Here is an 18,675-nt window from a genome sequence, read left to right as displayed (position 1 = left end):
CGGTCACACGGACGGGCACTAGTGCCCGGTCAGCCCGAGTAGCCGCGCGTAGGCGTCGGGCAGGGGCGTCAGCCTGCGTTCAGGACCGAGGCACGCGTGCTTCGTCCAGCCGGACGCCAGCGCGGTGCGGTGTCCCTCCAGGCCGATGCGGTAATGGAACCGCACCGCCACGGGGCTGAGAGATTCGAGGGTGGTCTCGATCCAGAGCAGGTTGTCGTAGAGGGCCGGTTTGCGGTAACGGCACTGCACCTCGGTCACCGGGAAGAAGATTCCCTCCCGTTCCGCCTGGTCGTAGGGAATGCCCGCCTGGCGCATGAACTCGGTCCTGCCGATCTCGAACCAGCGGAGATAGTTGGCGTAGTAGGCGACGCCCATCTGGTCCGTGTCGCCGTAGATGACCCGGTAGGTGGTGATGTTCTTCACGGGGCGCGTCGTCTCGGAAGGACGCCCTGTACGCCCGACGGGAGACGCCGGTCAGGCGCCGGCCTGGCCCTCCGGCGGATTGTTGCGGTTTCGGTCCCAGCGATCGATGCTGGGGACCTGAACGTCCATGGCGCCGTCGCCCCGGATCACGCGGAAGGTAATGACGTCGCCGGCCTGCTTCTTCCACACCTCCCGGTAGAGCTGGGGCCGGGTCTGTACCTCCTGCCGCTCCACCGCGAGGATGATGTCGCCCTGTTTGAGCCCCGCCTTCTCCGCGGGTCCCGACGGGGTCACGCCCGTGATCAGCACGTGGCCGCCCATGGCCTGTGAGTAGAGGCCCAGCCAGGGGCGCGCTGGGCGGCTCCGCACCCGTCCGAAGTTGCGCAGCTCGTCCGCGTCCCGGAGGTAGTACTCCACCGGGATGGCCATGGTGAACTTTCCGATATCGTTGAGGTTCAGCGACACGACTCCCAGCAGCCGCCCGCGGGTGTCCGCCAGCGTGCCGCCGCCGAAGCCCGGATTGAAGGCGCTCACGCGGATGGACTTCTCCAGCATGTACTCCCACTGGCCGTCGTAGCCTTCCAGCGAGGTCACGTTGCCGTCGCTGACGCGCCGGTTGTGCTGTCCGCTGCTGGCGATCATGAAGGCCGGCTGCCCCACGGTCACGGTTTCCGCCGGGCGCAGGAAGGGCAGGTCGTTGGCGTCGATCTTGACCAGGGCGATGCCGGAGTCGAAGTCCTGGGCCATGAGCTGTCCGGGGTATTGCTTCCCGTCCGCGAGCGTCACCGTGATGGAGTCGGCGCCGTTGACGACATAGTTGACGGTGAGGATGATGCCGGCCGGATCGACGACGGTTCCCGAGCCCATGCGCTCGGTGCCGAGGTTGCGGGCCGATGGATGGTGCGCCGGTACCGTGGTGCTGAGGTCCGCCGTGGCCAGCAGCACGGCGTGCACCAGTCCGAGACGGGCGTTCACGCGGCGTCTCCGGTGGTGTTGCGCCGGCGGATCCGGCTTCCAGGCCGAGCGTTCCTGGGATGCAGGGAAAATGTCACGGACACATGCGTTAACAGAAACGATTCACGTACACAAGGCGCCCCCGTGGGGCGCGGGCTCTGGAGATTGACAGGCTTGACGCCTGCCAGCTATGAAGATCGTTTGACTGGAGCGGCCTTGAAGATCCCCCTCAGCCGAATCGACACCGTACCCAGGGAGACCTGCTTCGCCGAAACCCCCGACATCGTCCGGGAAGAAGCTTCGGCGGCGGTCCGCCTGCCGTCGCCGGTCCGGATCGACGTCACCTATTACCGGTCGGGACGGGAGATATTCTTCCACGGGAGTCTCAAGGGGGCGGCGGAAGCCGAGTGCAGCCGTTGCCTGGAAGACTGCGGCTTCGTTATCGAAAAATCCTTCGACTTCGTATTGACCCCGGACCCCCTTCCGACTAATAAGAACATGGAGCTTACGGCGGACGAAATGGGCTTGAGCTTCTACACCGGGGAGGACATCGACCTCTCGCCCTTCGTCCGCGAGCAGACGCTGCTCGCCCTGCCCCTCCGGCCCCTGTGCAGCGAGAATTGCCGCGGCCTGTGCCCCGACTGCGGCGCCGACTTGAACCGGACCACGTGCGGGTGCACGTCGCCGGGGGATCCCCGCATGGCGGCTTTCCGCAACCTCCGACTCGACCGGTCGTAGCGCCGGCGGGTCGGCAAACACCAGACAAGCAGGACAAGGACATGCCCGTACCCAAGAGAAGAACCTCCAACAGCAAGCGCAACAAGCGCCGCGCCCATGACGCCATCGCCGCCCCGCAGTGGGTCACTTGCTCGCGGTGCGGCGCGGCGATGCTCAGGCACAGGGTCTGCGCCGCCTGCGGCTACTACAAGGCGCGGCCGGTGACGACCGGCGAAGACACCTGACGTGCCCTGGATTGCGCCTGTCCCCGGTGCGTGATGCGGCGGATCATCGTTGACGCGATGGGCGGTGACCACGGCCCGGGCGTCGTCGTGGCCGGAGCTCTGGAGGCGGCGGAGGAGTATGGGGTGGAGGTGACCCTGGTGAGCCAGGGGGACGCAGTGGAGTCCGAGCTGTCGAGCCGCAAGCACGACCCGTCGGCCGTACGCGTGCTGTCCGCGGCCACCTTCATCGGCATGCACGACTCGCCCAGCCGCGCCCTGAAACAGAAGGACTCCTCCATGAGGGCCGCCTTCGACCGGCTCAAGGCCGGGGAAGGCGACGCCGTGGTGAGCGCGGGGAATTCCGGGGCCATGCTCGCCATTGGCATGTTCGTGCTGGGGCGGTTGCCCGGCGTGGACCGGCCGGCGATCCTGGCGGTGAGCCCGTCGCTGTCCGGGGGCACCGTGCTGGTGGACGGGGGCGCCAATACCGACTGCAAGCCCCGGCAACTCGTGCAGTTCGCGCACATGGGAGCCATTTACGCGGAGAAGATCCTCGGCATCGCCCGCCCGCGGGTGGGTGTCCTGAGCAACGGCGAGGAGGAAAGCAAGGGCAATGACCTCACGCGCGAGGCGCTCGGCGAGTTGCGGGGTTCGGATTTGAACTTCGTGGGTTACGTGGAGGGCCGGGACATCACCAACGGCCGGGTGCAGGTGGTGGTCTGCGACGGCTTCACCGGCAACGTCGCGCTGAAGACCATGGAGGGCCTGGGACAGTTCGTTTCCACGGTGCTCAAGGAGGCGTTCCGCGGCAGCCTCTCGAGCCGGTTGGGTTACCTGTTGAGCAGGGGCGCCATCAGACGCGCCTACGACCGTCTCGATTACGCGCACTACGGCGGCGCGCCGCTGATCGGCTTGAACGGCATCGCCATCGTCGCGCACGGAGGCTCGTCCGCCAAGGCCATCAAGAACGCCGTGCGGGTCGCGGCCGAGGCCGCCTCGCAGGACATCAACAACGACATCGTGAGCGCGCTGGGTGGAGAACGGTGACGGACCGGACACGGACCGCTTTCGTCTTTCCGGGACAGGGCTCCCAGTACGTGGGGATGGGCCAGGCCTTGTGCGACGGGTTTCCCGAGGCCAGGGCCGTCTTCGAGGAGGCGGAGGATGCCTTGGGTTTCGGGTTGCGGGAGCTCTGCTTTCGCGGCCCCGAGGCCGACCTCAACCGCACGGAGAACACCCAGCCGGCGATCCTCACGGTGTCCGTGGCCGCGTTGCGGGCACTGGAAAGCCGGTGTGGCCTCAAGCCCGCCTGGGTGGCCGGCCACAGCCTTGGCGAGTACAGCGCCCTGGTGTGCGCCGGGGCCCTCGGGCTGGCGGACGCGGCGCGGGTGGTGCGGGAACGGGGCCGTCTGATGCAGCAGGCCGTGCCCGAGGGCGAGGGCGGCATGGCGGCCATTCTCGGGCTGGAGGCCGCCGCCGTGCACGGGATCTGCGCCGAGGCGGCGGACGGCGAGGTGGTGGCCCCGGCCAACCTGAACGGCGGCGGACAAGTGGTGGTGTCCGGCACACGAGCCGCGGTGCGGCGGGCCGCGTACCTTGCGCGCGACCGGGGCGCGCGCAAGGTGGTGGAGCTGGCCGTGAGCGCGCCGTTCCACTGCGCGCTGATGAAGCCCGCGGCCGAGGGATTGCGGGAGGTGCTGGAGGCCGTGGAGGTGCATCCCTTGTCGGTGGGAGTGGTCACCAACGTCGAGGCGGCGGTGAACGCGGACCCGGCGCGCGTGAAGCCTCTGCTGGTGGAGCAGGTGGTGGCGCCGGTTCGCTGGGACGAGTCGGTGCGCGCGTTGGTGGACCTCGGCTGCGAGCGCGCCGTGGAGATCGGTCCCGGCAGGGTCCTCTCGGGACTCATCCGGCGCATCGACCGGAGCGTGCGCAACCTTCACGTGGAAGCGCCCGAGAACGTGGACAAGCTTCCGACGACACTAGGGGCCTGAAGCGCATGGCGGCGGCACCGTTGGCGGACAGAGTGGCACTGGTCACGGGCGGGAGCAGGGGCATCGGACGAGCGGTGGTCCTGTGCCTGGCCGGGCTGGGCGCCCGCGTCATCATCAACTACCGGGAAAACCACGCGGCGGCCAGGGAGGTGCTGGAGGAGGTCCTGAGCGGGAACGGCCGCGCCGAGCTGGCGCCCTTTGACGTCGGACGCGCCGACGAGGTGGAGGCGGCCTTCAAAGGAATCATTGACGGGCATGAAAAACTTGATATTTTAATCAACAATGCGGGCGTGACCGTCGACGGCTTGTTGCTGCGCCAATCGCCCCCGGACTGGGATCGGATTATCGACGTCAATCTGAGGGGCCTTTTCCTCTGCACCAAGGCGGCCGCGAGGAGGATGATCCGGCAGCGGTACGGCCGGATCGTGAACCTGACCTCGGTGGCCGGACAAATGGGAAACGTTGGCCAGTCGGTTTACGCCGCTTCCAAGGCGGGCATCGAGGGGTTCACCAAGTCCATGGCCCGAGAGCTTGCGCCGCGCGGTGTGACCGTCAACGCGGTGGCGCCGGGCTTCATCGAAACGGAGATGACGGCGAGCCTGAACGAGGAAACCCGCGGCCGTTATCTCGAGGCGATTCCCCTGGGGCGGTTCGGCGGCGGCGACGACGTCGCGCGGACCGTGGCTTTTCTGGCGGGGTCGGGCGGCGCGTACATCACGGGACAGACCATCGCGGTCAACGGCGGCCTGTACATGTGACGCCGCCACCCGCGGAAGGGCGGGGCACCCGTCATCACGAACACGAGCACGGACACGAAGAGGAGGGTACAAGATGGCGACAGAGGTCGAGGCGAGGGTCAAGGAGATCATCTGTGAGCAACTGGGGGTGAGCGACGGAGAAGTCAGTCCCGAAGCCTCGTTCATCGAGGACCTGGGGGCCGACTCCCTGGACATCGTCGAGCTGGTCATGGCGCTGGAGGAAGAGTACGAGATGGAGATCTCGGACGAGGACGCTGAAAAGATCAAGACCGTGCAAGACGTCATCGACTACATCGAGAGTCACCGGTAGAGTCCGGAGCGCCCCCGCGCCGCGCGGTCCTGCCCGTGGGGCGGGAACGTGCCATGCCCATGAGAGGACATGGGGGACCTCCCGGTCGCGCCATGCCGCTCGACGACGAGGAATTGAGAGTGATTTCAGCCAGCCTGGAGCAAGTCGATCCCGAGGTGTTTCAAGCGATTGCCGACGAGAGCGAGCGCCTCGAGTCCAACCTGGAGCTGATTGCCTCCGAGAACGTGGTGAGCGAGGCCGTGCTCGAGGCCCAGGGCTCGCTCATGACCAACAAGTACGCGGAAGGCTATCCGGGGCGCCGCTACTACGGCGGCTGCGAGTACGTCGACGTGGTGGAGCGTCTGGCGGTGGAGCGGGCCAGGGAGCTGTTCGGTGCGGAGCACGTCAACGTCCAGCCACACTCGGGTTCCCAGGCCAACATGGCCGTCTACTTCGCGGTGCTGAACCCCGGCGACACCTACCTCGGCATGAACCTGTCCCACGGCGGGCACCTCTCCATGGGGAGTCCCGTGAACTTCTCCGGCCGGCTGTACAACGTGGTGCCGTACGGCGTCTCGGAGGCAACCGAGACCATCGACTACGACGCGCTGGCCGACCTGGCCCGGGAGCATCGCCCGCGGCTTATCGTGGCGGGGGCGAGCGCTTATCCGCGCACCATTGACTACCCGAGGTTCCGCGAGATCGCGGACGAAGTGGAAGCGCTGCTGATGGTGGACATGGCCCACATCGCCGGCTTGGTCGCCGCCGGTTGCCACCCGAGCCCGGTGCCCTACGCGGACTTCGTCACCACCACCACGCACAAGACCCTGCGGGGAGCGCGCGGAGGCATGATCCTGTGCCGCGAGGAGCACGCCAAGACCCTCAACAGCCGGGTGTTCCCGGGCATGCAGGGAGGCCCCCTCATGCACGTCATCGCGGCCAAGGCCGTGGGATTGAAGGAAGCCGCGACGCCGGAGTTCGCCGATTACCAGCGGCAGATCGTCGCCAACGCCAAGGCCCTGGCCGGCGCGCTGACCGAGCGCGGCTTCCGGTTGGTTTCCGGGGGCACCGACAACCACCTGATGCTGATGGACCTGCGCGACTCCGAGCTGACGGGGAAACTTGCGCAGGAGACCCTGGAGGTGGCGGGAATCACCGCCAACCGCAACGCCGTGCCCTTCGACACCCGTTCGCCGTTCGTCACCAGCGGAGTCCGCATCGGCACCCCAGCCGTCACCACCCGCGGCATGAAGGAGCCGGAAATGCGGCTCATCGCCGAGCTGATCCAGCGCGCGCTTGCCCACGTAGGGGACGACGCGGGCCTCGCGGCCGTCGCCGCCGATGTGCGGGCGCTGTGCGAGCGCTTTCCCGTGTACCGCGGGAAGGCGCGACAGGACACGGAGACGTAACCGAAACCCGGTTTCGGGCCGCCACTGCGGCCCACGCAGGCATCCCATGAAATGCCCGTTCTGCCGCCAGTCCAATAGCCACGTCATCGATTCCCGGCTCGGGAAGGACGGCGAGATGATCCGGCGGCGGCGCGAGTGCATGGTGTGCTCGCGCCGTTTCACCACCTACGAGCGCGTGGAAGAGGCCATGCCCATGGTGGTGAAGAAGGACGGCCGCCGGGAAGCCTTCGACCGCCTCAAGATCATCAACGGACTCAAGCGCGCCTGCCAGAAGCGTCCCGTCAGCATGGACGCCATCGAGGCCATGGCCGACCGCATCGAGCGCGGCATCCAGGAACGCGGCGAAAAGGAGGTCCCCGGCTCCATCATCGGCGAGGCCGCCATGCGCGAGCTGCACGATACCGATGCGGTGGCCTACGTCCGCTTCGCCTCGGTCTACCGTTCCTTCAAGGACCTCAACGAGTTCATGGCCGAGCTGGAGGACCTCCTCAACCAGCGGACCAGCCGCGCCGCCCCCAAGCCGCCCCGCAAGACGGGAGCGCCGAGCAAGGCCCGGCGGAAGTCCGTCCGCGCGGACAGCCCCGCCACGCCCGATCCCTCCGGCGGCGGATCGGCGTGAGACGTCGTCCGCACAGGGCATGCAGGTTTCCGAGCAGAGCGATCAGCGTTACATGGGCGCGGCCCTGAGGCTGGCGCGCCGAGCGGCGGGCAGGACCAGTCCGAATCCCATGGTGGGAGCGGTGGTGGTGCGCGGCGGCCGTGTCGTGGGGCGCGGCTATCACGCCCGCGCCGGCGCGGACCACGCCGAGATAGCCGCCCTCCGCGAGGCCGGGGCGGCGGCGCGCGGCGCCACGCTCTACGTCAACCTGGAGCCCTGCAGCCACTTCGGGCGCACCCCTCCGTGCGCCCGCGCCGTCATCGAGTCGGGTGTGGCGCGGGTGGTGGCGGGAATGATCGACCCCAATCCCGCGGTGGCGGGCCGCGGCGTGCAGGCCCTGCGCGACGCCGGCATCCGCGTGGATGCGCCTGTACGGCAAGAGGAGTGCCGCCGGCTCAACGAGGCCTTCGTCAAGCACGTCACCCGCGGACTGCCCTTCGTCACCCTCAAGCTGGCCGCCTCCCTGGACGGCCGCATCGCCACCGCCACCGGAGACTCCCGCTGGGTCACCGGACCGGCCGCGCGCCGCTACGTGCACCGCCTGCGCAACGAGCTGGACGCCGTACTGGTGGGCTCCGGCACCGTCCTCGCCGACGATCCCCAGCTCACCTGCCGCCTGCCGGGCGGCCGCGACCCGTTGCGCGTCGTGCTGGACCGGCGGCTGCGCACGCCCCTAACCGCCAGGCTGGTCACACAGCCGCACCCCGAGAAGACCGTGCTGGTCACCGGAAACGATGCGCCTGCCGCCCGCCGGAAGCGCCTGGAGGATATGGGAGTCCAGGTGTGGCGCTTCCCCGTGAGCCGCGGCCGCGTCTCCTTCCGGCGCGTGCTCCGAAAACTCGCCCGCGCCGGCGTCCTCAGCGTCCTGCTGGAAGGCGGCGCCGTGACCGCCGCCCGCGCCATCTCCGAAAAGGCCGTGGACAAGGTGCTGTGCTTCTACGCCCCCAAGTTCATCGGCGCCGAGGGCCTTCCCATGGTGGGCGACCTCGGCATCGAACGCATGCGCCAGTGCCCGCAACTGGACAGCCCGGCGGTCCGGCGGTTGGGCGAGGATATCCTGGTTTCTGCGTATCTGTGAGGACTGATCAACCATGTTTACCGGACTCATTGAGGATGTGGGCCAGGTGCGCCGCTGGCGCGCCGAGCCCGAAGGCGGCGAGTTGACCTTCGAGACGGCGCTGCCGGGGCGGGAGATCGCGCTCGGGGACAGCATCGCGGTGAACGGTTGCTGCCTGACGGTGGTCAGGAAGACCGGCCGGCGGCTTGCGGTGGACGTTTCTCCCGAGACGCTCAAGCGCACCAACCTGGCGGACCTGCGCGAGGGCGGCCGCGTCAACCTGGAGCGGCCGCTTCAGCTCAACGACCGGCTCGGCGGACACATGGTCACCGGGCACGTGGATGCCGTGGGGCAGATCACCCGCGTGGAGCCGAGCGGCGACTTCACGTTCTTCCGCTTCCGCGCGCCCGCGGCGGTGGGCCGGCTGCTGGTGCCCAAGGGCTCCATCGCGGTGGACGGCATCAGCCTGACCGTGAACGAGTGCACTTCGCGCTCCTTTTCCGTGGCGATCATCCCCTTCACGCTGGCGCACACGAATTTGCAGGACCGGGGTGTTGGTGATAGAGTCAACCTCGAAGCCGACATCATCGGCAAGTACGTCCAGCAATTCGTGAAGGCCTATCGACACTAACCGTCGCGCGCCGGGGACCCGGTGATGTGAACGGCGGCGCTGAACCCTCCATGTCACTGACTCCCATTGAAGATATCTCGGAAGAACTCCGTCAGGGTCGCCCGGTCCTGCTCGTCGACGAGCCCAGCGACGGCGGCGTGGGCTTCGTGTGCATGCCCGCGGAAAAGGTGACGCCCGAGTCCATCAACTTCATGTTGCTCCATGTCCGGGGCGTCCTCTATCTGGCCATGCACCCGTCGTACATGCTGCGGTTGGGGTTCCGGGCCGAGGAGCCCGCCAACCTGGTGCCGGGCCATGCGCCGGTGGGCGCTCCCGTGGGCGCCAACTCGGCTCTGGGTCTGGAGGTGTCCGCCGCCGGGAGGGCCCATACCATCCGCGCGTGCGTTCGCCCCGACGCAGGGTCTCGTGATTTCGTGATGCCGGGCAACGTGTTGCCGGTGCAAGCCAGCGACGGGGGCGTGCTGGCCCGGGCGGGCGTCGCCGAGGCCTCGATGGATCTGGCAACGCTGTGCGGCCTGCAGCCGGCGGCGGCGTTCTGTCAGGTGCTGGGCGAGGACGGCGCCGTCGCCGTCGGGCCTGTGCTCCGTGAGTTCGCGCGCGCGCATGACCTGCGGATGGTGTCCATCGTGGATCTCATCGCGCATCGCCTGCGCAACGAAGCGACCATACGCAAGGTGTGGGAAGAAGACTTCCCGAGCATCCACGGCAGGTCCTTCAAGGCGATTCTCTACCGCACGAACCTCGATCCGTTCGAGCACATGGCCCTGGTCAAGGGCGACGTGAGCGGGCGCGACAACGTCCTCGTCCGAGTGCATTCCGAGTGCCTGACCGGCGACGTGTTCTCGTCGGAGCGGTGCGACTGCGGCGACCAGTTGCGGGCCGCCCTCCGCCTCATCGACCAGGAGGAGTGCGGCGCCATCGTGTACATGCACCAGGAGGGACGCGGCATCGGCCTGACCAACAAGATCAAGGCGTACGCGCTGCAGGACCAGGGGCGCGACACCGCCGAGGCGAACCTGGAACTGGGGTTCGACGTGGACCTGCGCGACTACGGCGTGGCGGCGGAGATCCTGCGCAATCTCGGCATCCAGCGCCTGCGCCTGTTGACCAACAACCCGCGCAAGATCGTCAGCCTCGAGGGCTATGGCCTGTCGGTGAGCGAACGCGTGCCGCTGGAGATCCAGTCCAACGACGGCAACGCCCGCTACCTGCGAACCAAGCGCGACAAGCTCGGACACATCCTCACCCACCTGGAGGGGAAATGAGCGCAGTGTCGCTAGAGGGCCGGCCATGCGAGTGATCGAAGGAAAACTGGATGCAACGGGGATGCGGTTCGGCATCATCGCCAGCCGTTTCAACGGCTTCATCACCGAGCGACTGCTCGACGGCGCCGTGGACGGCCTGAGGCGGCACGGCGCCGACGTGGACGGGAACGTCGACGTCGCGTGGGTCCCCGGCGCTTTCGAGATCTCCTTTTGCGCGCACAAGATGGCGGCCAGCGGCCGGTACGACGCGCTGATCTGCGTCGGGGCGGTGATCCGCGGCGAGACCCCCCACTTCGACTATATATGCGGGGAAGCCTCGCGCGGCGTGGGCAACGCCATGAACCACTACGGCATCCCCATCGCCTTCGGCCTTCTCACCACCAACACGGTGGAGCAGGCGGTGGACCGGGCCGGTGCGAAGATGGGCAACAAGGGGTTCGAGGCCGCGGTGACGGCCATCGAAATGGCGAGCCTGGGCAAGCAACTCGCCTGAACCCGCACGACGTCCTGTCGATGGCAGGTATTCGCCGCAAGGCTAGGGAGCTGGCGTTGCAGGTGCTCTACCAGATGGAGATCACCGGCGAACCGGCACCCACCGGTCCGGAGAGCTTTTGGGGCCACTTCCCGTCGCGCCCCGCGGCCCGGGATTTCGCCCAGCGCCTCATCGCCGGCACCACGGCGCGCCGCGACGAGATCGACGGCTTCATCGAGAACGCCGTCGAGCACTGGAAGCTTGAGCGGCTGTCGAAGGTGGACCTGATCATCCTTCGCCTCGCCACCTACGAGTTGCTCTTCTGTCCGGACATCCCCATGAACGTGAGCATCGACGAAGCCATCGAGGTCGGTAACCGCTACGGGTCGGACGATTCCCCCGCCTTCATCAACGGGGTGCTCGACCAGGTAGCCCACGCCAACGGTCTCAAGGAGACCGGAAAGATCAAGGAGAGCGAGCGGCCGGAACCATGATCGAGAAGTACGAGTTCTGGAAGATCGAAGAGAAGTGGCAGGGCGAGTGGGAGCGCGAGGAAAGCTTCCGGGTGGGCGAGGACTCGCCCCTCCCCAAGTACTACCTGCTGGAGATGTTCCCCTACCCGTCGGGGCGCATCCACATGGGCCACGTGCGCAACTACTCCATCGGCGACGTCATCGCGCGCTACAAGCGCATGCGCGGGTTCAACGTCCTTCATCCCATGGGCTGGGACGCCTTCGGCCTGCCCGCCGAGAACGCGGCCATCGCCAACAAGGTGCATCCGGCGCGCTGGACCGTGGAGAACATCGACTACATGCGCTCCCAGCTCAAGAAGATGGGCTTCAGCTACGACTGGCGCCGGGAGCTGGCCACGTGCGACGCCGACTACTACCGCTGGGAGCAGTTGTTCTTCCTGGAGATGCTCAAGCGCGGACTCGCCTACAAGCGCAGCTCGGCGGTGAACTGGTGCACCGGGTGCGAGACCGTCCTGGCCAACGAACAGGTGGTGGACGGCGTCTGCTGGCGCTGCGAGCAGGACGTGGTCATGCGCGAGTTGCCGCAGTGGTTCTTCCGCATCACGGACTACGCCGACGAGCTGCTGGCGGCGTGCGACGACCTCTCGGGCGGGTGGCCCGACAAGGTCCTCACCATGCAGCGCAACTGGATCGGGAAGTCCATCGGCGCCGAGATACGCTTCCCGCTGGTGGACCGGGAGGGCGACCTGACGGTCTTCACCACCCGCCAGGACACGATCTACGGCGCGACCTTCGTCTCGCTTGCGGCGGAGCATCCGCTGGCCCTGGAACTCGCGCAGGGCACGCCGCAGCAACAGGCGGTCCGGGAGTTCGCCGGACACGTGAAGCGCATGAGTCATTCACGGCGCGACGACGCGGACATGGAGAAGGAGGGCATCTTCACCGGGTCGTACTGCGTTAACCCGTTCACCGAGGAAAAGGTCCCCATCTACGTGGCCAACTTCGTGCTGATGGAGTACGGCACCGGAGCGGTCATGGCGGTCCCTGCCCACGACCAGCGGGATTTCGAGTTTGCCCGGAAATACGACCTCCCGGTGCGCCCGGTCATCCATCCCGCCGGCGCCACCCTGGCGGCCGAGGACATGACCGAGGCCTTTGTCGCCGACGGGGTGATGGCCGACAGCGGCCCCTTCAGCGGGCTGGGCAGCGCCGAGGGCCGCGCGCGTATCGCCGCCTACCTGGAGGAGAGGGGCTGGGGCAAGGGCACCGTGCGTTACCGGTTGCGGGACTGGGGCATCTCGCGCCAGCGCTACTGGGGCGCCCCCATCCCCGTGGTGTATTGTAACGCCTGCGGCATGGTGCCGGTGCCGCAGGACGAGTTGCCGGTGCGGCTCCCCACCAACGTGGAGTTCACCGGCGCCGGCGCCTCGCCGCTGGCCAACCTCCCGGAGTTCCACGAGACCGCCTGTCCCACGTGCAAGGGGACGGCCCGCCGCGAGACCGATACCATGGACACGTTCGTGGAGTCTTCGTGGTACTTCGCGCGCTACGCCTGCCCCGACGAGGACCGGCAGCCGCTGGACCGGGAGCGGGCCAACTACTGGATGGCCGTGGACCAGTACGTGGGCGGCGTCGAGCACGCGGTGCTGCACCTGCTCTACGCGCGCTTCTTCACCCGCGTCCTGCGGGACATGGGCTGGCTTGCCGTGGATGAGCCCTTCAGCAACCTCCTGACCCAGGGCATGGTCATCAAGGACGGCGCCAAGATGTCCAAGTCCAAGAACAACGTGGTGGACCCGGATCAGTTGATCCAGCGCTACGGCGCGGACACCGCGCGCCTGTTCACGCTGTTCGCGGCCCCGCCCGAAAAGGACCTGGACTGGAGCGACCAGGGCGTCGAGGGCGCGCATCGCTTCCTCAACCGGGTGTGGCGCTTCGCCATGCGCCACGGCGAGCGGCTCACGGGCGTCGCGGCCGATGCCGGCGCCGAGCCCGCGTCCGACGGTCTCAAGGAGCTGCGCCGGCGCATCCACTGGACCATCAAGAAGGTCACCGACGACGTGGAGCGCTTCCACTTCAACACCGCCATCGCCGCCGTCATGGAGCTCCACAACGCCGTGAACGCGTTGAGCGCCGAGGAGCTCGAACAGGACGGCAACGCGGCGCTGGTGAAGGCGGTGCTGGAGACCGAGGTGGTGCTCCTGGCGCCGTTCGTGCCGCACGTGGCGAGCGAGCTGTGGCAGCGCCTGGGACACGGTGAATCCTTGGCGGACGTGGCCTGGCCCGAGCACTCCGAGGACGCCCTCGTGCAGGAAACCCGGCTCATCGTCGTCCAGGTGAACGGCAAGCTGCGCGGCAAGATCTCGGTGCCCGCCGACGCCGCCAGGGAGGACGTCGAGTCGGCCGCGCTGGCGGACCCCAAGGTGGCGGGTTTCCTGGACGGCCGCCCCGTCAAGCGGGTCATCCAGGTGCCCGGACGCCTGGTCAATATCGTGATCGGGGGTTGAGAGCTTGCACGGCCGGCGCGCCTTGCGGTTGGCGTTCGCGCTGGCGGCGGCGCTCCTGGCGGGCGCCTGCGGCTACCGGTTCGTGGGTCCCGGCGCGGGATTGCCGGACGATGTCCGAACCGTCTACCTCGAGCGTTTCCTCAATCAGACCCGCGTCACCGGCCTGGAGCACGGGGTCGGGCTGGCGTTGCGACGGGAGCTAGCCGGCGCGGAGCGGCCGCGGGTGGTGGACCGGTTCGAGGATGCGGACGCGGTCCTTTCGGGAGTGATTCGGCACTACGGCACCCGGAACCTGTCGGTAGATGGAGCGGACCGGGTGCTGCAGTCGGAAGCCCGGCTCGACGCGGAGGTCACCCTGCGGCGGCGGTCGCCGCGGGAAGTCTTGTGGCCGCGGCAGGTGGTGCGGTTGCGGGAAGTCTACGCGGGCGCCCGCGGGGCCGTGGTCCCCGGTTCCGGCGAATTTCTGCGCGACGCCATCGATACCGCCGACATCGGCCGTCTGAGCGACGCCGCGATTGCGGAGAGTTCTCGAATGGCTGCGAGGGAACGGTTGCTGCTGCGGCTGGCTCGTGTCATCCGGCAGCGGATGGCGGAGGGATTCTGAGGGTCGCCCTGGCGGCGGTCTACGAGGAAGCGGCCTGATGCGCCGCCCGCGCCAACCGCGCCATCGTGCGCGAGGCCGTGTTGCGCTTGAGCACGCCCTTGAGCACGGCTTTGTCGAGCAGCCCGTTCACTTCCTTGATCTTCTCCGCGATGGTATCCCGGTCCTTGCTCTCGATCGCCACCCGGGTCTTCTTGACCAGGGTCCTGACCCGGGAGCGGAACGCCTGGTTGCGCAGATGGCGTTGCACGCTTTGCTTGTGCCGTTTGATGGCCGACTTGTGGTTCGCCAAGATGTACCTCCTAGAGGCTGTTTCTGTAGCACCGCATGAGTGAAGAGTCAACGGCGAGGGAGCTTGGCCGGGTCGCGAAGGCCACGGGTGTCGTGGGCTCGATGACCCTGTTGAGCCGCTTCACGGGCCTTGCCAGGGATATCGTCATCGGGTACCTGCTGGGGGCGCGGAGCGCCGCCGACGCGTTTTTCGTTGCCTTCCGCATCCCCAACCTGTTGCGGCGCTTGACCGCCGAGGGCGCCCTGTCCGCCGGCTTCGTGCCGGTCCTGTCCCAGGTCCTCGCCACCCAGGGGCGCCGGGAAGCGATCGAGGCGAGCCGCGTGATCATGACCTTCGCGGTTCTCTTCCTCCTGGTGGTGACCGCCGCCGGCGTGCTCTTCCCGGCACCGTTGACTTGGCTGTTCGCGCCGGGTTTCTCCGCCGCGCCCGAGAAGTTCTCCCTCACGGTCCGGCTGGTCCGCATCATGTTCCCCAGCATCTTCTTCCTGAGTCTCGTGGCGCTGTGCATGGGGTACCTGAACACGTTCCGCCACTTCATGGCGCCGTCGCTGGCGCCGGTGCTGCAGAACCTGTCCATCATCGCGGCGGCCTTTCTGCTGATCCCGCTGCTGTCGCAACCGGTCATGAGCCTGGCCTACGGCGTCCTGCTGGGCGGCGCCGCACAGCTCGCGCTGCAGCTCCCCTTCCTGCGGCGGCACGGCTTCTCCTGGCTCCCCAATCCGAACTTCCGCAGCCCCGCGCTCTACAGGTTTCTGCGGCTCATGGGTCCGGCCGTCATCGGCGCCGCCGTCTACCAGTTGAACGTGCTGGTGAGCACCATCCTGGCCTCGTTGCTGGAGCCTGGAAGCGTCTCCTACCTCTACTATGCCGACCGCCTGCTGCAGTTCCCCCTGGGGGTGTTCGCCGTGGCCCTGGGCACGGCCGCGTTGCCCAGCTTCTCCTCGCTGGCCGCGCGCCAGGACATCGACGGATTGCGGACGACACTCGGCTACTCGCTACGGATGGTGAACTTCATCTCGTTGCCGTCCGCCCTGGGGCTGATGGTCGTCGCCGTGCCGGCGTTCTCACTGCTGTTCCAACGGGGCGCGTTCGACGCGGCCGACGTCGCCGCCTGCGCTCACGCGTTGGTCTTCCTGGCCCTGGGCTTGTGGGGCGTCTCCGCCGCGCGCGTCCTCGTTCCCATGTTCCACGCCATGCAGGACACAAAAACGCCGATGCGGGTGGCGTTCCTGACCTTCGTGTTGAACTTCCTTCTGAGCCTGGCGCTGATGGGACCGGTCGGAACGGCGGGGGCGGGCAACGCTTTCGTCACGGTGGTGGCGGCCGTGGGCGGGGGCGTCGGGGTGCTGAGCCTCTCTTACGCCGGGCTCGCGTTGGCCAACTCGCTGTCGGCGACCTTCCAGTTCGCGGCGCTCTTGTGGCTGATGACGCGACGGCTCGGAGGATTCGCCTGGGGTGACTACGGGTCGTCGCTTTGGCGCAATCTCGCCGCCGCCGCCGTCATGGCCGGTCCGCTGGCTCTGGTGGCGGCACGTGTGCAGTGGGGGTCCGCGACGCTGTTCGCGCAGGTTCCGATTTTCGGCGCGCTACTTGCGGGCGGAGTGGCGTTGTACGCTGCGGCCTCGAAGCTTTTGCGCAGCCCGGACTGGCCGCTGGCCCGGAAGATGGGAATCTCTCTGATCGAGAGACTCCCTGTCTTCCACGCGAAGAAGTGAGGTGAGGTTGGGGTTGTAAGCGTGCCGGCTTACTTCTTCATGGACTTTTCGAACGCAGCTTCCGCCTTCGCGGCAGCGCGCTCGGCGCGTTCCGCCGCGGCTTCGGCCCGAGCGGCGGCCTCGCCGGCCTTTGCGGCGGCGGCTTCAGCCTGCTTGGCAGCGGCCGAGGCCTTGTCGGCGGCAGCGTTCGCGCCCGAGCCCGCGGCTTCCGCCTTCTTGGTCGCGCTCTCCACCGCCTGGACGTTCACCTTGTAGTCCGGATGCTCGTGCTCGGGAATACAGCCGGTGCCGAGCAGCGCCACGGCGGCCAATGCGACGGCCGATTTTCCGGCCAAGCTGGCGAATTTCGTTGAAAGCTTCACAGGTGCCTCCTTCTGGGACGTCATGCTTCTGACATCACGTTAAGAGTGACGTGGATTGCGCGGCATCTTAGCTTGAATCTCAAGAAAACTCAACAGTTTGTTCTCAATTCCGGCCGCCTAAAGCCGGGCGAGGGCAATTTTGCGGCTTTCGTCGCGTGCTGTCCGATGATCTGATACACACAGGTAGGCCCGGATCCGCAGCCCGCGGGCGAAGGATACCGGCGTGCCGGCCGTTGGAACGCCCCGCATATGACCGACGATCCGATCCTGCCCAAGTTCGTCCACCAGATGGAGCGGATACGTTCGTGTGTCGCATGGTCACTGGCCGCCGTGTTCGTTCCGTTCGTCGTGGGCTTTCTGCTTGCGCCGCAACTCTTCGAAGTCCTGGTAGAACCCCTCAAGAGCCGGCTTCAACCCGGGCAGAGCCTCATCGGCACGGGCGTGGCGGAGGTCTTCTTCGTCGAGATCAAGGTGGCGTTCCTCGCCGGAGTGCTCGCCGGGAGCCCGGTCATCTTCCTCCAGTCGTGGCGCATGGTGGCGCCGGCGTTCGGCGCCGAGGGGAAGACCCGATACATGGTGGGTTTCGTCAGCGCCACCACTGTCTTCTTCCTTTCCGGCGCGCTCTTCTGCTACCAGGCCGTCCTGCCGGTGGCGTTTCTGTATTTCCTCGACCAGTACGGGTCGCTGCAGGTCAACCCGGAGATCCGCGTCTCCGAGTATTTCTCCTTCTTCTTCCGCATCGTCGTCGCCTTCGGGGTGACCTTCCAACTGCCGGTGTTCTCGTTCTTCCTGGCGCGCGCGGGCATCTGGAACCACCGCTTCCTGTGGCACCATTTCCGCTACGCCGTTCTGGTGATGTTCGTGCTCGCGGCGGTATTGACGCCGCCGGACGTGGTCTCGCAGGTGCTCCTGGCGGGGCCGCTCATCGCCCTTTACCTCCTGAGCATCGGCGTGGCGTATATCTTCGGGCGCAAGCCGTAGTGACCAGGAACAGCGGGGCAGCAGCCGGGGACCGCGTCAGTCCGCGTAGTCGGGCTCTTCCCGGTCGAGAATGCGTTTCAGGGCGGCGAAGTGCAGCTCGGCCGCGGGGTTCTCGCCTTCACCCCGCTGGCGCCGCAGCAGCTCGGCGGTCTCGTGCGTGATGCGCTGGAGCGGGTGTCCGCCCATCTCCGCCAGCACCTGCACCTTGCAGGCGCGTTCCAGGAAATAGAGCCGGTCGAAGGCTTCCGCGACGGTTCTGCCGGCGGTGATGACGCCGTGGTTGGCCATGAAGAGCACGTTCTTGTCGCCCATCACCCGCGCGATGCGGTTCCCTTCCGTGCGGTCGAGGACGAGTCCGTTGTAGTCTTCGAGGTAGGCGACGTCGCCGTCGAACCGGCTGCTCACCTGGTGCACCATCTCCAGGCGTCCGCCCTGCCGGCAGGCGATGGCGCTGGCGTAGGGCATATGGGTGTGCAGCACGCAGCGGAACCCGCGCGGGTTGGCTTGGTGCAGCGGCGCGTGGATGTGCAGCGCGGTGGGCTCCACCTCGTGTTCGCCTTCCAGGCGGTTCCCCTCGAAATCCGCCAGCAGGAGGTTCCCGGCCGTCACTTCCGTCCAGTGCAACGGATAGGGGTTCAACAGCATCAGCGCGTCCTGGCCGGGCAGGAGCAGGCTGAAGTGGTTGTCGATGGCCTCGTGAAAGCCGAACCGCACCGCGAGCCGGTAGGCGGCGGCGAGATCCACCCGCGCCTGCCGCGCCGCCTCCCGGTCGTACAACCGTGTTTCTTCAGGCTGCGCCACTTTTGCCTCCTTGCAACCGGCCCTTGACCCACGTGTTGACGCAGGGCCGTGGAGGTGATTTGTAACAAATCGGCCGCACGGCGCAAATGCCTCGG

General features: G+C 67.5%; 22 protein-coding genes. 17 read left to right on the top strand and 5 right to left on the bottom strand.

What is annotated here, in order from left to right; all coding sequences use genetic code 11:
- Window positions 1-18: 18 nt before the first annotated feature.
- On the bottom strand, window positions 19-423 hold the full coding sequence (locus tag OXU42_11040) for a thioesterase family protein (GenBank protein ID MDE0029921.1): 405 nt from the start codon (window positions 421-423) through the stop codon (window positions 19-21).
- Window positions 424-474: 51 nt separating this feature from the next.
- Entirely contained in the window at window positions 475-1,398 is a 924-nt protein-coding gene (locus OXU42_11035) for a S1C family serine protease (GenBank protein ID MDE0029920.1), read from the bottom strand.
- A 195-nt stretch (window positions 1,399-1,593) separates the two neighbouring features.
- Here OXU42_11035 and OXU42_11030 point away from each other — a divergent pair, with 195 nt between their 5' ends.
- The 15 genes from OXU42_11030 (at window position 1,594) to lptE (ending at window position 14,432) form a co-directional block, all read left to right on the top strand.
- Complete coding sequence (locus OXU42_11030; GenBank protein ID MDE0029919.1) at window positions 1,594-2,115, top strand: DUF177 domain-containing protein; 522 nt, start codon at window positions 1,594-1,596, stop codon at window positions 2,113-2,115.
- A 41-nt stretch (window positions 2,116-2,156) separates the two neighbouring features.
- Window positions 2,157-2,339 (top strand): 50S ribosomal protein L32, encoded by a 183-nt coding sequence (rpmF, locus tag OXU42_11025; GenBank protein MDE0029918.1) that lies wholly within the window; start codon window positions 2,157-2,159, stop codon window positions 2,337-2,339.
- Between the two features lie 33 nt (window positions 2,340-2,372).
- Window positions 2,373-3,365, top strand: coding sequence for a phosphate acyltransferase PlsX (plsX, locus tag OXU42_11020; protein ID MDE0029917.1), 993 nt, complete (start codon window positions 2,373-2,375; stop codon window positions 3,363-3,365).
- The gene (gene fabD, locus OXU42_11015; protein ID MDE0029916.1) at window positions 3,362-4,309 is read left to right on the top strand and encodes an ACP S-malonyltransferase; all 948 of its coding nucleotides are present in this window, start codon (window positions 3,362-3,364) and stop codon (window positions 4,307-4,309) included. Before plsX ends, fabD begins: the two co-directional genes overlap by 4 nt.
- Window positions 4,310-4,314: 5 nt before the next feature.
- Window positions 4,315-5,067, top strand: a complete 753-nt coding sequence (gene fabG / locus OXU42_11010; GenBank protein ID MDE0029915.1) for a 3-oxoacyl-[acyl-carrier-protein] reductase — start codon at window positions 4,315-4,317, stop codon at window positions 5,065-5,067.
- 73 nt (window positions 5,068-5,140) lie between these two features.
- Complete coding sequence (gene acpP / locus OXU42_11005) at window positions 5,141-5,377, top strand: acyl carrier protein (protein ID MDE0029914.1); 237 nt, start codon at window positions 5,141-5,143, stop codon at window positions 5,375-5,377.
- A 92-nt stretch (window positions 5,378-5,469) separates the two neighbouring features.
- A complete protein-coding gene (locus tag OXU42_11000; protein MDE0029913.1) occupies window positions 5,470-6,765 on the top strand; it encodes a serine hydroxymethyltransferase in 1,296 nt (431 codons plus the stop codon).
- A 46-nt stretch (window positions 6,766-6,811) separates the two neighbouring features.
- Window positions 6,812-7,384, top strand: a complete 573-nt coding sequence (gene nrdR, locus OXU42_10995) for a transcriptional regulator NrdR (GenBank protein MDE0029912.1) — start codon at window positions 6,812-6,814, stop codon at window positions 7,382-7,384.
- Between the two features lie 19 nt (window positions 7,385-7,403).
- Window positions 7,404-8,501: a bifunctional diaminohydroxyphosphoribosylaminopyrimidine deaminase/5-amino-6-(5-phosphoribosylamino)uracil reductase RibD gene (gene ribD / locus OXU42_10990; GenBank protein ID MDE0029911.1), complete on the top strand. Its 1,098-nt coding sequence runs from the start codon at window positions 7,404-7,406 to the stop codon at window positions 8,499-8,501.
- A 13-nt stretch (window positions 8,502-8,514) separates the two neighbouring features.
- The gene (locus OXU42_10985; protein MDE0029910.1) at window positions 8,515-9,111 is read left to right on the top strand and encodes a riboflavin synthase; all 597 of its coding nucleotides are present in this window, start codon (window positions 8,515-8,517) and stop codon (window positions 9,109-9,111) included.
- A gap of 50 nt (window positions 9,112-9,161) precedes the next feature.
- The gene (gene ribA, locus OXU42_10980) at window positions 9,162-10,376 is read left to right on the top strand and encodes a GTP cyclohydrolase II (GenBank protein ID MDE0029909.1); all 1,215 of its coding nucleotides are present in this window, start codon (window positions 9,162-9,164) and stop codon (window positions 10,374-10,376) included.
- A 25-nt stretch (window positions 10,377-10,401) separates the two neighbouring features.
- A complete protein-coding gene (gene ribE, locus OXU42_10975) occupies window positions 10,402-10,869 on the top strand; it encodes a 6,7-dimethyl-8-ribityllumazine synthase (GenBank protein MDE0029908.1) in 468 nt (155 codons plus the stop codon).
- 20 nt (window positions 10,870-10,889) lie between these two features.
- Window positions 10,890-11,342, top strand: coding sequence for a transcription antitermination factor NusB (gene nusB, locus OXU42_10970; protein ID MDE0029907.1), 453 nt, complete (start codon window positions 10,890-10,892; stop codon window positions 11,340-11,342).
- Window positions 11,339-13,828 (top strand): leucine--tRNA ligase, encoded by a 2,490-nt coding sequence (leuS, locus tag OXU42_10965; GenBank protein ID MDE0029906.1) that lies wholly within the window; start codon window positions 11,339-11,341, stop codon window positions 13,826-13,828. The genes nusB and leuS overlap by 4 nt, the downstream gene beginning before the upstream one ends.
- Window positions 13,829-13,850: 22 nt before the next feature.
- A complete protein-coding gene (gene lptE, locus OXU42_10960) occupies window positions 13,851-14,432 on the top strand; it encodes an LPS assembly lipoprotein LptE (GenBank protein MDE0029905.1) in 582 nt (193 codons plus the stop codon).
- Between the two features lie 19 nt (window positions 14,433-14,451).
- Here the strand turns inward: lptE and rpsT are convergent, their stop codons facing one another.
- Window positions 14,452-14,721 carry a 30S ribosomal protein S20 gene (rpsT, locus tag OXU42_10955; GenBank protein ID MDE0029904.1) on the bottom strand — a complete coding sequence of 90 codons (270 nt, stop codon included), beginning with the start codon at window positions 14,719-14,721 and terminating at the stop codon, window positions 14,452-14,454.
- A 35-nt stretch (window positions 14,722-14,756) separates the two neighbouring features.
- Here rpsT and murJ point away from each other — a divergent pair, with 35 nt between their 5' ends.
- The gene (murJ, locus tag OXU42_10950) at window positions 14,757-16,436 is read left to right on the top strand and encodes a murein biosynthesis integral membrane protein MurJ (GenBank protein MDE0029903.1); all 1,680 of its coding nucleotides are present in this window, start codon (window positions 14,757-14,759) and stop codon (window positions 16,434-16,436) included.
- 29 nt (window positions 16,437-16,465) lie between these two features.
- On the opposite strand, the gene OXU42_10945 is transcribed toward murJ, so the two are convergent.
- On the bottom strand, window positions 16,466-16,798 hold the full coding sequence (locus tag OXU42_10945) for an alanine-zipper protein (GenBank protein ID MDE0029902.1): 333 nt from the start codon (window positions 16,796-16,798) through the stop codon (window positions 16,466-16,468).
- Between the two features lie 249 nt (window positions 16,799-17,047).
- Between OXU42_10945 and tatC the strand changes: the two genes are divergently transcribed.
- A complete protein-coding gene (tatC, locus tag OXU42_10940) occupies window positions 17,048-17,779 on the top strand; it encodes a twin-arginine translocase subunit TatC (GenBank protein MDE0029901.1) in 732 nt (243 codons plus the stop codon).
- Between the two features lie 36 nt (window positions 17,780-17,815).
- Here the strand turns inward: tatC and OXU42_10935 are convergent, their stop codons facing one another.
- A complete protein-coding gene (locus OXU42_10935) occupies window positions 17,816-18,580 on the bottom strand; it encodes an aldolase (protein MDE0029900.1) in 765 nt (254 codons plus the stop codon).
- Window positions 18,581-18,675 lie beyond the last annotated feature (95 nt).

The organism is Deltaproteobacteria bacterium, from assembly GCA_028818775.1.
Taxonomy (GTDB): Bacteria; Desulfobacterota; Binatia; order UBA9968; family JAJDTQ01; genus JAJDTQ01.
The sequence above is the reverse complement of the archived record's forward strand: the minus strand, read 5'-3'. Positions and strand labels throughout refer to the sequence as shown.